The sequence below is a fragment of the Achromobacter sp. DH1f genome (genome assembly GCF_000633435.1).
Taxonomy (GTDB): Bacteria; Pseudomonadota; Gammaproteobacteria; order Burkholderiales; family Burkholderiaceae_B; genus Achromobacter; species Achromobacter deleyi.
Genome location: NZ_AYMF01000037.1, coordinates 1 through 14,498 on the forward strand (window position 1 = coordinate 1; position 14,498 = coordinate 14,498).

Annotated in this window: 12 protein-coding genes; 6 read left to right on the forward strand and 6 right to left on the reverse strand. The window is 67.7% G+C overall.

The annotated features are described in order from the left end of the window. The first annotated feature begins 150 nt into the window (after positions 1-150). Positions 151-666, forward strand: a complete 516-nt coding sequence (locus U858_RS0129340) for a GNAT family N-acetyltransferase (RefSeq protein WP_025140683.1) — start codon at positions 151-153, stop codon at positions 664-666. A gap of 144 nt (positions 667-810) precedes the next feature. Here U858_RS0129340 and U858_RS0129345 read toward each other — a convergent pair whose 3' ends face one another. Genes U858_RS0129345 through U858_RS0129355 form a run of 3 tightly spaced genes read right to left on the reverse strand, consistent with a single transcriptional unit; the run spans position 811 to position 4,633 of the window. Further along, positions 811-2,130 (reverse strand): cytochrome c, encoded by a 1,320-nt coding sequence (locus tag U858_RS0129345; protein ID WP_025140684.1) that lies wholly within the window; start codon positions 2,128-2,130, stop codon positions 811-813. A 10-nt stretch (positions 2,131-2,140) separates the two neighbouring features. Continuing rightward, on the reverse strand, positions 2,141-3,916 hold the full coding sequence (locus U858_RS0129350) for a GMC family oxidoreductase (RefSeq protein ID WP_025140685.1): 1,776 nt from the start codon (positions 3,914-3,916) through the stop codon (positions 2,141-2,143). Between the two features lie 3 nt (positions 3,917-3,919). Next, on the reverse strand, positions 3,920-4,633 hold the full coding sequence (locus U858_RS0129355; RefSeq protein ID WP_025140686.1) for a gluconate 2-dehydrogenase subunit 3 family protein: 714 nt from the start codon (positions 4,631-4,633) through the stop codon (positions 3,920-3,922). A gap of 349 nt (positions 4,634-4,982) precedes the next feature. Here U858_RS0129355 and U858_RS0129360 point away from each other — a divergent pair, with 349 nt between their 5' ends. Next, positions 4,983-5,588: a hypothetical protein gene (locus tag U858_RS0129360; RefSeq protein ID WP_025140687.1), complete on the forward strand. Its 606-nt coding sequence runs from the start codon at positions 4,983-4,985 to the stop codon at positions 5,586-5,588. Between the two features lie 115 nt (positions 5,589-5,703). Here the strand turns inward: U858_RS0129360 and U858_RS0129365 are convergent, their stop codons facing one another. The 3 genes from U858_RS0129365 to U858_RS0129375 form a co-directional block, all read right to left on the reverse strand. Further along, positions 5,704-6,462, reverse strand: a complete 759-nt coding sequence (locus tag U858_RS0129365) for a GntR family transcriptional regulator (RefSeq protein ID WP_025140688.1) — start codon at positions 6,460-6,462, stop codon at positions 5,704-5,706. Continuing rightward, on the reverse strand, positions 6,459-8,180 hold the full coding sequence (locus U858_RS0129370; protein ID WP_025140689.1) for a glycerol-3-phosphate dehydrogenase/oxidase: 1,722 nt from the start codon (positions 8,178-8,180) through the stop codon (positions 6,459-6,461). Before U858_RS0129370 ends, U858_RS0129365 begins: the two co-directional genes overlap by 4 nt. 71 nt (positions 8,181-8,251) lie before the next feature. Further along, positions 8,252-9,733 carry an FGGY family carbohydrate kinase gene (locus U858_RS0129375; RefSeq protein ID WP_025140690.1) on the reverse strand — a complete coding sequence of 494 codons (1,482 nt, stop codon included), beginning with the start codon at positions 9,731-9,733 and terminating at the stop codon, positions 8,252-8,254. A 184-nt stretch (positions 9,734-9,917) separates the two neighbouring features. Between U858_RS0129375 and U858_RS0129380 the strand changes: the two genes are divergently transcribed. Genes U858_RS0129380 through U858_RS0129395 form a run of 4 tightly spaced genes read left to right on the forward strand, consistent with a single transcriptional unit; the run spans position 9,918 to position 14,477 of the window. Then, positions 9,918-10,952 carry a substrate-binding domain-containing protein gene (locus U858_RS0129380; protein WP_025140691.1) on the forward strand — a complete coding sequence of 345 codons (1,035 nt, stop codon included), beginning with the start codon at positions 9,918-9,920 and terminating at the stop codon, positions 10,950-10,952. Then, entirely contained in the window at positions 10,949-12,472 is a 1,524-nt protein-coding gene (locus U858_RS0129385; protein ID WP_025140692.1) for a sugar ABC transporter ATP-binding protein, read from the forward strand. The genes U858_RS0129380 and U858_RS0129385 overlap by 4 nt, the downstream gene beginning before the upstream one ends. After that, positions 12,469-13,500: an ABC transporter permease gene (locus U858_RS0129390; protein WP_025140693.1), complete on the forward strand. Its 1,032-nt coding sequence runs from the start codon at positions 12,469-12,471 to the stop codon at positions 13,498-13,500. Before U858_RS0129385 ends, U858_RS0129390 begins: the two co-directional genes overlap by 4 nt. Beyond that, a complete protein-coding gene (locus U858_RS0129395) occupies positions 13,497-14,477 on the forward strand; it encodes an aldo/keto reductase (protein WP_025140694.1) in 981 nt (326 codons plus the stop codon). Before U858_RS0129390 ends, U858_RS0129395 begins: the two co-directional genes overlap by 4 nt. Positions 14,478-14,498 lie beyond the last annotated feature (21 nt).

Consider the following 14,498-nt stretch of genomic DNA (forward strand, 5'->3'; position numbering starts at 1 on the left):
ACCCGCCAGTGGCGGGTTGATGTAGCGATGATCCGACGCGCGCTAACCCACCATTGGCCCAATGGTGGTAATAATCGAAGCGAACGAAAGCTGCGGGCGGTTCATGCGAAGATGATGCGCGCGCCCACCGACGCTGTCAACAAGGATCCCATGCCCTCTCCCACCGTGACCCTGCGACAAGCCACTGCCCGCGACGCCGACGCCATCGCGCAGATGCACGCGGCCAGTTGGGCCGTCACCTATCGCGGCCTGCTGCCCGATGGCTTTCTCGACACGAACCTGGCCAGCGAACGCATGGTGCATTGGCAAGACAAGATGCAGGACGCCAATGCCGACGCGCAGGCCGTGTTCATCGCCGAACAGGATGGTCAGCCCATCGGCTTTGTCTGCGTGAAACAGGAACACGACCAGCCGGACGGCGTGCTGCTGGACAACCTGCACGTGCTGCCCGCCTACCAGGGCACGGGCGCCGGCAAGCGCATGGTGGCACAGGCCGAAGCCTGGGCCCGCGCCCGCGGCGCCTCGCACCTGTACCTGTACGCGCTGGAAGGCAACACCCGCGCCATCGATTTCTATGAACGCCAGGGCTGGCAATACGCCGGCACCGAGACCGACCAGATCGGCGGCATCACGGCGCAGGCGCGGCGCTACGAGCGGCCGCTATAGGGCCTCGTCAGGGCCGCGGCAAGACGGTTGTCGCTGCCCACAGGCCACGTCCGGGCAAGCCGCCAAAGATGACTGCCAAAGAAAACGGCGCCGCGCCGCCCGAAGGCAACGCGGCGCCGTTGGCCGCATGCAAAACGCGTGAAGCTAGCGCTTGGGCTGCGGCGCCGCGCCCACGTCCTTGCGCACCTTGGCCACATCGGACGCACTGACCTTGGCGCCCTGGTTGCCCCAGCTGGACCGCACGAAGGTCACCACGTCGGCGACTTCCTTGTCGGTCATGCGCCAGTCAAAGCCCGGCATGGCGTAGGCCGTGGGGGCCGCCGTCGTGCCCGGCATCTGCGCGCCCTTGAGCACGATGTGGATCAGCGAGGTCGGGTCCGCCGAATTCACGGTCGAGCTCAGCGCCAGCTGCGGGAACGTTTCCGTGTAGCCCTTGCCGGTGCTCCGGTGGCACGCCGCGCAGTTGTTCAGGAACGCCATGGCGCCGTCGCCCTTGTCCGTGCCGGTGCGCAGCGCCTGCGCCACCGTCTCGTTGTAGGCCAGCGGCTTGGTCGCGTCCTTGTTGACCGGCGGCAAGCTCTTCAGGTACACCGCGATGGCGTTCAGGTCGGCATCGGTCAGGTGCTGCGTGCTGTCCTGCACCACCTGCGCCATGCCGCCAAACGCCGCCGAATGGCCGTTGCGGCCGGACTTCAGGAAGGCAGCGATGTCTTCCTTGCTCCAGCTGCCCAGGCCGTCGGTCATGTCGCCGCGCAGGTTCTTGGCCAGCCAGCCTTCGACCACGCCGCCCGACAGGAAGGCCGAACCGTCCGCGTCGCTCAGCGCCTTTTCCTGCAAGGCCACGCCGCGCGGCGTGTGGCAGGTGCTGCAATGGCCCAGGCCTTCGACCAGGTACTGGCCGCGCAGCAATGCCTGCTTGTCCGCATCGGCCACCGCGGCGGCGTTGGCGGCGGGCGCCGTCACGACGTCCGGCGCGAACATCCAGCGCCACACGCCCAGCGGCCAGCGCATCGACAGCGGCCAGGTGATGTCGGTGTCCTTGTTGGCCTGCTTGACCGGCTCGACGCCGTGCATGAAGTAGGCGTACAGGGCCTTGACGTCATCCGGCGTCACCTTGGCGTAGGCGGTATACGGCATGGCCGGATACAGCGAATGCCCGTCCTTGGCCACGCCGTGGCGCACGGCCCGGTCGAAGTCCTCGTAGGTGTAGTTGCCGATGCCCGTGTCCTTGTCGGGCGTGATGTTGGTGGAATAGATGGTGCCCAGCGGCGATTCGATGCCCAGGCCGCCGGCGAACGGCTTGCCGTTCGTGGCGGTGTGGCAGGCGATGCAGTCGCCAGCGCGCGACAGGTATTCGCCCTGCTTGATCAGCTGCGCATCCACGGCGGCCGGGGTGCCGTCGGCCGCCCAGGCGGCGCCGCACACCAGCATCGAGAGCGCCGCAACAATGGTTTTCTTCATCATTGTGGGCTCCTTAGGCCTGGACCAGCGGGCCGGGGTTCTTCAGGTACTGGTCGCGAATCGCTTGCGCGGCCCAGTACGCCAAGGCGCCGACCAGCCCGGTCGGGTTGTAGCCCATGTTCTGCGGGAAGGCGCAGGCGCCCATCACGAACACGTTGGACACGTCCCAGCTTTGCAGGTACTTGTTGACCACGCTTTCCTTGGGGTTGGACCCCATGATGGCGCCGCCGGTGTTGTGCGTGCTCTGGTACACCCGGGTGTCGTAGCGGGCGCCCTTCTTGCGCACGGCCACGAAGTGCTTTTCGGGCTTCATGGCCTTGGCCACTTCGTCCATGCGGCCGCCCATGTAGCCGAGCATGTCGAATTCGTTGTCGTGCCAATCGAATGTCATGCGCAGCAAGGGCTGGCCGAAGCTGTCCTTGTAGGTCGGGTCCAGCGACAGGTAGGCGTCGCGGTACGACATGACCGAACCGGAAATGCCGATGGTCATGTAGCGCTGGTAGGCGTCCTGCACGCCGGCCTTCCAGGCCGTGCCCCAGCTGGGCGTACCCGGCATGGTGGGCGTGGTCTTGATGGGACGGCCGCCGTAGCGCACATGGCGGATGCTGGCGCCGCCCACGAAGCCCAGCGGGCCGTGGTCGAATTGGTCGCCGTTCAGGTCGTCCATGCCCACGCCGCCCGCGCCCGTGCCCACGAAGGGGTTGAGCTGGGTGCCCTTGGGCAGCAGCACGTTGACCGCGCCGTTCATCTGGTAGGCGTAGTTCTTGCCCACCACGCCTTCGTTGGTCTTGGGATCGTAGGGCTTGCCGATGCCCGACAGCAGCAACAGGCGCACGTTGTGCATCTGGTAGGCCGACAGAATCACCAGGTCGGCGGGCTGTTCGATCTCGCGGCCCTCGGCGTCGATGTAGGTCACGCCGACGGCCTTCTTGCCGGTCGAATCCAGGTTGACCTTGATGACGTGCGACTGGGTGCGCAATTCGAAATTGGGCTTCTTGAGCAACACCGGCAGGATCGTGGTCTGCGGCGAGGCTTTCGAATACATATAGCAGCCGTAGTTCTCGCAGAAGCCGCAGAAATTACAGGGGCCCAGGCGCACGCCGTACGGGTTGGTGTACGGGCCGGACGCGTTGGCGGCCGGCGCGGGGTACGGGTGAAAGCCCACTTCGCGCGCGGCCTTCTCGAACAGCTGGGCGCCGTAGGTGTTGGCCAGCGGCGGCAGCGGAAATTCCTTGCTGCGCTTGCCTTCCAGCGGGTTGCCGCCTTCGACGATCTTGCCGTTCAGGTTGCCGGCCTTGCCCGACGTGCCGCAGACGTACTCGAACTTGCTGAAGTACGGTTCCAGTTCGTCGTAGGTGACGCCGAAGTCCTGGATGGTCATGCCTTCGGGAATGAACTTCTTTCCATAGCGCGTTTCGTAGCGCGTGCGCAGTTCAAGCTCTTCGGGCAGCGTGCGGTAGTGCATGCCGTTCCAGTGGAAACCCGCGCCACCCACGCCCGTGCCCAACAGGAACGAACCGTTCTGGCGGTACGGCACGGCCACGTCGTCCACGCCGTGGCGGATCGTGACGGTTTCCTTGGACAGGTCCTGGAACAGTTTGCCGCGCACGGAGTACGCCAGCTCGTCCAGCACCTTGGGGTATTCGGCGTCCTTGGGCGTGTCCTGCATGACGCCGCGTTCCAGCGCCAGCACGTGCAGGCCGGCCTCGGTCAGTTCCTGGCCCAGGATGGCGCCGGTCCAGCCGAACCCGACCAGCACGGCATCGACTTTTTCTTTCTTGATTGCCATGGCTTACCCCTTTTCCCCGGAAATCGATACAGGCCCATAGGGGTACTTGACGTTGGGCTGGTCGACCCAGTCCATGAAATCGCCGCGCGCGCCAGGGAAACCCACCATCTTCCAACCCACCATGTTCTTGTTGCCGCCGTACATCGGGTCGGCGAAGAAACCTTCCTTGGTGTTGGACAGGAGGAAGCTGAAGAACGTCTTGGCAGGCACGCTGTCCAGTTCGATCTTGCCGCCTTGCAGGTCTTTCAGGATCTGCTCTTGCAGGGGCTTGTCGAGTTCGGCGTAGACCTTGCCGTGGGTCTTCTTGCACCAGGCATCACAGGCCTCGATGCCGTGGCGATAGACCTCGCGCGGATTCTGGTTGATCTGGTAGCCCAGTTCGGGCGCCACGTCGGGATGGAACGGCCCCTGCATGTACCAGAGCTTGCCGTGGCCGAACGGCGTTTCCATCTGGCGGTCGATGAATTCGGGCACGCCGGCTTCGATCGCGCCGGGACCATATTGGTCTGCGGGGATCAGGTGATCGACCGCGGCGACGATGAAGTTCCATTCGGGCTTGGTGAAGTAGGTAGGCTCGTAAGCCTTGGCTGCGCTGGCCGCGCCGCCCTCCGACGCGTTGGTACAGGCGGTGGTCAGCGTGCCGACCGCCAGCGTCGACGCTGGCACGATGGCCAACGCCTGCAGAAACCGCCTGCGCGGCTTTGCGTCTTCTGTCATAGACATCTCCGTGAGAATTCCAAGTTGTCCTAGCGCGCTACCGAACATGAACCCTGGAAACACGAACTGCCGAGCTAGAAACAACACGCTTTTCGTTACAGAAAAACAGCCTTCCCTTGAAAAGGGACGCAAGGGAAAGCGGCCCCCATTATGCGCTTTTTGCCGCATCTGATCCGCTCGTTTGACCGGATCAGTTCGTATTTCTTGACTTGGGATTCAGTTTTGCATTAAGGACTCTGTAAGAAGACGGTGCCCACGCGACGGCTCTGTATAGTGCAGAGGCCCCTTTTGTTCGGTCGCCAGACAGACGTACAGCCTGCTAATAAAAGTTACTCACGGACACCAATCGATGACAGAGAAAAACAAAACCTGGCGCAGCTCGACCACCACGACCAGCTGGAGCACCACGAAAGGCCTGTCCGACGAACAGCGCGCCAGCATCGAATCGCTGCTCGACGGCCAATTGGGCGGCCCTGGCGTGCGCGTCAGCGAGCAATGGCGCTACGCCAGCAGCGGCGACGACGGCCCGTTCAACGTGGAAATCAAGGATGGCGCGGTCACGGTGAACGGCCAGCGCTACAGCAGCCTGGAAGAGGTGCCGCGCGCCGAGCGCGAGCGCATCGAGGCGCTGCGCGGCGGCCTGGCCGATGGCGGGCTGTGGAATATGCTGAAGGACGCCGGCATCGACATCGGCGGCCTGGCGGGCGCATCGGACAAGCGTGATCCGGACAAGCCCGAATTCATCATCGAAACGGATATCCCCGACGTGCGCAGCGCGGCGCCTGCCGAGCGTGGCGCGCCGCAGGCGCAAGCGTTTCCGGCAAGCGCGTCGTCGCCCGACGCACCGGCGCCGGGCGCCGTGCCGCGCAGCGGCAGCGGCCTGCTGCGCATCGTGCTGGTGGTGGTGGCCGTGGGCCTGGCCTGGTGGGTGCTGCGGCTGATGAACGTGGTGTGACCCCGGCAGCACGCCCGCTGCGGCGCAGGCGCCTTCCCGTCAAGCGCTCACCTGCCCGTGCAAAGGGCGGGCCAGGCCAGATGGGGAGGCCCGCCCGCGTAAGCGGCGGAACCGGCTAGGTGGTGGTCTGCACGTGCAAGCGGCTGGTCTGACAGCGGTGCAGCGCGCGGTAGTGTTCCAGCGGCCGGCCATTGGCGCCGTAGGCAATCGACTCGATGCGCAGCAGCGGCTCAGGCTCGGTCATGCCCAGCAACGCGCAGGTGTCGGCGTCGGGCAGCACCGCGTCGATCCAGCGCTCGGCGCGCACGATGCGCAGGCCGTACTGGCGGCGCAGCACGTCGTAGAGCGAACGATTTTCCAGCCGGGTACGGTTCAGCCCCGGCGCCAGGTCCGCGGGCACCGCGGTTTCCACCAGCAGCTGCAATTCGCCGTCCACGCTGCGCAGGCGTTTCAGCGCCACCACCTGCGCGTCGTCGGCCAGGCCCAGCGACGTGGCCTCGCGCGCGGTGGGCGCACGCAGTTCCTGCAGCAGCACCTGGGTGCGCACCGTGCGGCCCTTGCGCTCCATTTCATCCGAGAAGCCCAGCACCGTCGAGACGAAATCCTCGTCGCGTTCGCGCGCCGACACAAAGGCGCCCTGCCCGCGGATCTTGTAGATCAGGCCATTGCGCACCAGGTCGGCCAGGGCTTCGCGCACCACGATGCGCGAAATGCCGTATTGCTCGCCGAACTCGGCTTCGGTCGGCAGCTTGGCGCCCACGGCCAGTTCGCCTTGCAGGATCTTGCCGCGCACCACATCGCGGAACTGCGCCCACAACGGGGCGCCGGCGCTGCGGTCCAGTACGGTGTCTTCGGTCGGGGTCGAGCTGCTCATATCGTGACGGGACTGGAAATCGAAACGGGAAACAAAACAAAGTGCCGATCGCGCAAGATGGCGATACAGGCCTGCAATTCGGCGTCGCGGCGCGCGGGGCTCCAGCCCAGCTCGGCCGCGGCAATGCCGGCCAGCTCGGCCGCCAGCGCGGCGGTCATGCGGCCGCGAATGGCCAGCAGCGTGCGGCGGATGACCAGATCGGCCAGGTGCTGCACGGCGGTGTCGCGGCACAGGAAACGCACTTCCGGGGCCGAGTACTCCGGCGCGTGCCGCAGCGGCGCATCGCCTTCGTGCGCAAAGCCCCGCGCCAGCGCCTGCGCCCCGGAACCATACCGGCTGACCAGTTCGGCCACGCGCACGCGGCCCAGGCCGCTGGCCGCCTGGATGGCATCGAGCAGACGGTCCAGCCCCGGCGCATCGGCCGGCATGCCGGCGCCGCCACCGATGGCCAACTGTTCGGTGGAATGCGCGCGGGCGCGACCCAATTGCGCCAGCACCGCGTCGGCCGCCAACTGCGCCAATGAGCGGAAGGTGGTCCATTTGCCGCCCACCAGGCAGATCAGCGGCACGTCGCGCGAGGCGTTCGGCGGGTCGATCACCACCGCGTGGTCGCGCGAGATCTGGCCCGGCTTGTCGGCATCCGAATGGGCCAAAGGCCTGACGCCGACGTAAGTGTAGACCACGTGGCCGCGGCCAAAATCCAGCCGCGGGAACACTTCGCGCAGCACGTCCAGCAAGTAGTCGATCTCGGCCGGATCGGTGGCCGCCTGGTCCGGATCGTCCACCGGAATGTCGGTGGACCCGACCAGCACGCGGTCCAGGAAGGGGTAGACGATGCAGACCCGGCCGTCGGACGCCTCGAAGTACGCCATGCGGCCGCGCAAGGCATCGCGCAGCGCCGGGTGATCCAGGATCAGGTGCGAACCCTTGGTGCCCATCACGCGCGAACCCTGGCCTTGCAGCGCGTCGGCAGAGCGGTCCAGCCACGCGCCGGTGGCGTTGACCACGGTGTCGGCCGTGACCTGCACCGATTCGCCGGTGAGGCCATCGCGCAGCGTCACCGTGCGCCCTTGGCAGGCCGTGACGCTGCAATAGTTGGACGCCGCGGACGCGGGCTGGTCGCGATGGCCGTCGCGGATCAGTTCCAGCACCAGCCATTCCGGGTGGCGGATCCAGGCGTCGTAATAGGTGGCCGTCCAGCGCACTGCTGCGCCGAACAAGGCGCCGTCAGCGGCCGGCACGCGCGCGATGCGGTGTTCCGGCATGACGCGCTGGCGCCGGCCCAGGCGGTCGTACAGGCGCAGCCCCAGCCCCACCACGCACAGCCCGCGCGCGCCCGGCGAAGCGCGCAGGCCCGCAAAGCGCAGCACGCTGCCCACCAGGCCGCCGAAGCGGCTGGACAGCGGCACCACGGTTTCCAGCGGCCGCACCAGGTGGGCAGCGTTGCGCAAGAGCAGGTTGCGTTCGCGCGTGGCCTCGGCCACCAGCGAAAACGCGCCGCTTTCCAGATAGCGCAGGCCGCCGTGGATCATGCGTGACGGCGCGCTGCTGGCGCCCGCGGCGATGTCGCCCTTGTCCACGATCAGGCAGTCCACGTCCTGCAGGCACAGGTCGCGAAAGACGCCCGCGCCGTTGACCCCGGCGCCGACGATCACGGTGGAAAAGTGGCGGCCGGCGAGCTGGGCGGGACGCACGTATGGGGTGTCGGCGGCGGGCATACCGGCTGCGGGCGTACCGGCGGCGGGCGTGCCGGCTTCGGGCATACCGGCCATGGGCATACCGGCGGCGCTCATCGCGCGGCTCCCGTCACCTGCGCGAAAACCGGCGCCATGCTGTCCACCAGCGCATGGAATTGCGCGTAGAAATCGGCATGCGCCGTCTGCTGGCCCGGATCCGGCTCGACCCGCTCGCACGGCGCCGGCAGGCAATCATCGGCGCCCTGCGACAACGCCGCATATCCCGCCGCGCCGCGCGCACCGGTTTCATCGTCACCGCAACGCTCGACCGCGTGGCCCAGCAGGCCGGCCAGCAGTTGCGCCATGCGGCGGTCGCGCGCGCCGCCGCCCAGTGCGGCCACCCTGCCCGCCACGCCCAGCCCCTGAGCCGCCAGGCGCTTCAGGTGCCAGGCATGCCAGGCCGCCACGCCATCCACCACAGCCCGCGCCATATGGGCGCGACTGTGGTGACCTTGCAACCCCACGAACCCCGCGCTGGCGCCCGGCGGCCAGTTGCCGCCATTGATGAACGGCAGAAAGCGCAGGCCCTCTGCCCCCAGGGGCACCGACATCGCGCTGTCGACCACCGCGGCCGCATCGGGAAATTGCAGCGCCCGCGCCGCCCAGGCCACATTGGCCATCGACGACGGACTGTTCTCAAGGTACAGCCGGCGGTCGGGGTCGCCGAAACGCACGATGGCGCCGACCTGCGGCTTGGGTTCGCGCGCGGGCGCCACCACAGCATTGACGCACCAGGTGCCCAGCACGGCCACCGCATGGCCCAGGCGCTCGGCGCCCACGGCCCGCAACGATGCCAGCAGATCGATCGCGCCCATCGCCACCGGCACGCCCGCCGGCAAGCCGAACGCCGCCGCGGCGGGCGCCGACACCTGCCCGACCACCGATCCAGCCGTGAGAAGGGGCGCGGCCTGCGCATGCAGGTCGGCCACCCCGGCGGCTTCGAACGCCATGGCCGACCAGGCGCCGTTCCGCAGGTTCAACAGCCCCGCCGTGCTGGCGTCGCTGGCATCGGTGGCGACCTGGCCGGTCAACAGGAACGCCAGGTAGTCCTTGGCGAACAGCAGGTGCCGCACGCGGCCGCGCAGCGCCGGATCGGCCTGGAAACGCTCGGCGGCGATCAGCGATGACTGCCCCGACCACGGTCGGCAGCCCACCTCGTCATACAGCGCATCGCCCAGCCGCTGTCCCAGCGCGCGGGCGCGGGCCGCGGCGCGTTGGTCAGTGGACGCGACTGCGCTGGCGCCCAGCAAGCGGCCGCCCTCGTCCAGCAGATACAGGCCCGCGCCATGGCCCGTGCAACTGAGCGCGCGCAGATCGCGCAGGCGTTCGCCCAGCTGCTGCGCCACGCCTTGCAAGGCATGCGCCAGCGCGGACGCGATGGCGTCGGCCGCCAGCTCGCACCCGCCCTGCGGCAGTTGCCGATACGGCAGCGCCCCGCCCGCGGCCGCCAGGGTGGCCCCGCTCCCGGCTTCCAAGGCAACCGCCTTCAAGCCCGTGGAGCCCATGTCTATCCCGAGGTAGATGTCTGTTCTCATGTCATAACATTGTCTACGGAAATTTTCGGCAGGATAGCAGTGTTTCCCCTAGTAATCTAAAAATTTCGGCTGCCCTATAGTGCTGTCGATGTCATAACAACGAATCGATCGAATCAGGTCGATCGGCAGGTTCCCCGGGCCAGACGGCCGATGGTTGCATCCATGCAATAAAAGGAGCGGAGACATGAGACGAGATTTCCTGAAGACCGTGGCGGCGGCGGGCGCGGGCCTGGCCAGCGCCAATGCCTTTGCGCAGGCCGCGCCGCAAGCCCCCGGGCTACGCGGCAATGCCAATGACGTCTACGTGATGAACGTGATGGTGTCGGGCGTGGAATACTGGTTCCCGGTGTACGAAATGATGAAGCAGCTGGGCCAGTCGCTGGGCGTGCGCACCCGCTATTCGGGCACGCCCGAGTACGACGTCAACAAGCAGCTGGCCTCGTTCGAGCAGGAACTGGCGCGCAAGCCCGCCGGCATCCTGCTGCACCCGATGAACCCCGACCCCTTCATCGAGCCCATCAACCGCGCCGCGGCCATGGGCATTCCGGTGGTGACCTTCGCGGCCGATTCGCCCAATTCCAAGCGCGTGTCGTTCGTGACGTCGGATAACGACCGCGAAGGCGCGCAGGCGGCCGACGCGATCGCCGCGGCCCTGGGCGGCAAGGGCGAATATGCCGTGCTGGAAAACCCCGGCCAGGACAACCACGACCGCCGCATCGCCGCCTTCATCAACCGCATGAAGACCAAGCACCCCGGCATGAAGCTGGTGGGCCGCGCCGCCAGCAACCAGGACCCGAACAAGGCCTACCAGGCCACGCTGAGCCTGGCGCAGGCCAATCCCGGCCTGGGCGCCCTGTTCATGCCCGAGGCCAATTCCGCGCTGGGCGCGGCGCAGGCCAGCATCGAAACCAAGAAGAACATCAAGGTGCTGTGCTGCGACGTCAACGCCAAGATCCTGGACATGATCAAGTCCGGCGAGGTCTACGGTTCGGTCAACCCCAACCAGGGCGTGCAGGGCTACATGGGCATGATGCTGCTGTTCCTGGCGCGCAACCAGCAACTGATCGACCCCATGAATGACGCCAAGCGCAACGGCAGCAACCCCATGGCGGTGCCGTTCCTGGACAACGGCCTGTCCATCGTCAGCAAGGCCAACGCCGACGACTTCTATTGGGACAAGTACCTGGCGCGCCGCGGCACCAAGGGCATCAACGAATGACGCCCGCCGCGCCCCTGCTGGAACTGCAGGGCATCAGCAAGCGCTTCGGCGCGGCGCAGGCGCTGGCCGGCGTGTGCTTCTCGCTGCAGCGGGGCGAAATCCATGCCCTGTGCGGCGAGAACGGCGCCGGCAAGTCGACGCTGATGAAAATCATCGATGGCATCCATGCGCCCGACGCCGGCGCCATCCTGCTCGAAGGCCAGCGGGTGGCCATCGACGGGCCGGCCCATGCCATGCGGCTGGGCATCGGCCTGGTGCACCAGGAAATCGCGCTGTGCGGCGATGCCACCGTAGCCGAAAACCTGTTCATGCCGCACATCAACACGCAGCCCGGCGCCTGGATGGACTACGCCGACCTGAACCGCCGCGCCGCGCAGGTGCTGCGCCGGCTGGGCCAGGACATCGACCCGGCGCTGCGGGTGGATCAACTGGGCATCTCGCGCCAGCAACTGGTCGAGATCGCCCGCGCGCTGACGCTGGACTGCAAGGTGCTGATCCTGGACGAGCCCACCGCAGCGCTGACCGAAGTGGAATCGGCCGCGCTGTTCCGCGTGCTGCACGGCCTGAAGGCGCAGGGCATCGGCATCATCTACATCAGCCACCGCATGGCCGAGATCTTCGAACACTGCGACCGCGTCACCGTGCTGCGCGATGGCCGCGACGTGCATTGCGCCGCCATTGCCGACATGACGCCGGACGCCCTGGTGCGCAGCATGGTCGGACGCGACCTGGGCAACTATTACCCGCCCGGGCAGGCCGATACCGCCCAGCCACCCGAGACCCTGCTGGACGTGCAGGACATCGACGACGGCGCGCGCGTGCATGGCATTTCGTTCAGCCTGCGGCGCGGCGAGATCCTGGGCATTTCCGGGCTGATGGGCGCCGGCCGCAGCGAGCTGGCCGAAACCGTCTGCGGCCTGCGGCGCGCCCGCCAGGGCACGGTCAGCCTGCGCGGCAAGCCCCTGCGGCTGCGGCGTTACGCCGATGCGCTGCGCCACGGCATCGCCTACCTCAGCGAAGACCGCAAGGCCGCCGGCCTGTTCCTGGACATGCCGATCGAACAGAACGTGTCGTCCATGGCGCTGGCGCGCATCAGCAGCCGCTTCGGTCTCTTGCGGCGCACGGCAGAACGCCAGCTGGCCGTCGACCTGGGCGCGCGGCTCAAGCTCAAGGCGGCCGGCGTGGGCCAGGACGCGGCCTGCCTGTCGGGCGGCAACCAGCAGAAGGTGGCCATCGCCAAGCTGCTGGCCACCCGCCCCGCCGTGCTGCTGATGGACGAACCCACGCGCGGCGTCGACGTGGGCGCCAAGTCTGAAATCCACCACCTGCTGCGCGAACTGGCCGACCAGGGCGTGGGCGTGGTGGTGATTTCTTCGGAATTGCCCGAAATCATCGGCCTGTGCGACCGCGCGCTGGTGATCCGCAACGGCAGGCTGGCCGGCGAGCTGGCCCGCGCCGACATGACAGAAGAAAAGCTGCTCAGGCTGGCCTCGGGCCTGGGCGCACAGGAGACGGCATGATGACCAACCTACCCTCCCCGCCATCGGCCAGCGCCGCGCTGGCGCCCCCTGCCCGGGCCGCCGACGCGCCGCCGCGCCTGCGCCACCGGCTGGCCAGCCTGCGCGAAGCCGGCCTGCTGCTGATCATTGCCGCGCTGTGCATCGTGATGAGCTTTGCCTCGCCCCACTTCCTGACCTGGGAAAACGTGCGGGCGATGCTGCTGTCGTTTTCCATTGAAGGCATCGTGGTGGTCGGCATGACCTTCCTGGTCATCGTCGGCGGCATCGACCTGTCGGTGGGCTCGGTGGTGTGCCTGGCGATGGTGGTGACCGGCAAGCTGTTCCTGATGGGGCTGGCCCCCTGGACGGCGGGCCTGGCGGCCATTGCCGCCAGCGCCGCGGTGGGCGCCATGATCGGCGGCTGCGTCACGCGCATCGGTCTGTCCCACTTCATTGCGTCACTGGCCTTCATGGTGATCGTGCGCGGCCTGTGCCTGGCCATTACCCAGGGCACGCCGCAGTCGCTGTTTTCCTTGCCGGCGCAGTTCAAGTTCATCGGCCAGGGCACGATCGCGGGCATCCCCGCCGTGATCCTGATCTTCGGCGCCATCGTCGCCATCAGCGACTTCGCCCTGCGCCGCTCGGCCCTGCTGCGCAAGGTGTTCTACACCGGCAGCAACGAAAAGGCCGCGCTGTATGCCGGCATCCGCACCGGCCGCGTGAAGTTCTGGGTCACCGTGCTGTGCTCGGCGCTGGCGGGCCTGGCCGGCGTGGTGTACACCGCGCGCTTCGGCGCCGCCACGCCCACCTTCGGCGTCGGCATGGAACTGAACGTCATCGCCGCCGTCGTCATCGGCGGGGCCAGCCTGAAAGGCGGCTCGGGCACCGTGCTGGGCGCCGTGCTGGGCCTGGCGCTGCTGTCGGTGGTGACCAGCTCGCTGATCCTGCTGGACGTATCGCCGTATTGGCAGGACGTGGTCAAGGGCCTGATTCTGCTCGGCGCCGTCACCGTCGACCATCTCATGAACGTCAAGAAAGGACACCGATGAACACCATCACGCTGGGCACTTCCGGCATCCGCTGCCAGACCGTGGGCCTGGGCACCTGGGCCATGGGCGGCTGGATGTGGGGCGGCAACGACGACGCGGCCGCCATCGACGCCATTCGCGCGTCGCTCGATGCCGGCGTGCAGTTGATCGACACGGCCCCGGCCTACGGCCTGGGCCACGCCGAAGACCTTGTCGGACGCGCCCTGGAAGGCCGCCGCCAGCAGGCCGTGGTCGCCACCAAGTGCGGCCTGGTCTGGCACACCCGCCAGGGCCGCCACTTCTTTGACGAAGACGGCCAGGCAGTGCACCGCCACCTGGGGCGCGCGTCGATCTTCCATGAAGTCGAGCAAAGCCTGGCGCGGCTGCGCACCGACTATATCGATCTGTACATCACCCACTGGCAGGACGACACCACGCCGGTGGCCGAGACCATGGACGCCCTGCTCGACCTGAAGCGCCAGGGCAAGATCCGCGGCATCGGCGTCAGCAACGTCGAAGCCGCGACCTTGGCCGAATACCTGCGCCACGGCCCCGTGGATGCCATACAGGAACGCTACAGCCTGATCGACCGCGACATCGAATCCACCCTGATGCCGCTGTGCCGCGAGCACAGCGTCGGCATCCTGGGCTATTCATCGCTGGCGCTGGGCTTGCTGGCCGGCCCCATCGACCCGGCGCGCCAGTTCGGCGGCGACGACCAGCGCGCCGGCAACCCGCGCTTTTCCACCGCCAACCGCACCCGGCTGCACGCGTTTTTCCAGGACCTGGAACCGCTGCGCCAACAACTGGACTGCACGCTGGCGCAGTTGATGATCGCCTGGACCACCCGGCCCGACGGCGTCACCACGGCGTTGTGCGGCGCCCGCGATGCCCGCCAGGCCACCCAGAACGCGCGCGCCGCCGCGCTGCGCCTGGATTCCCCCCACATCGCCACCATCGACGCGGCGGCCCAGCGCCACCTGCAAGCGTTGGACTGAACCCGCTGGACTGACCCCGGA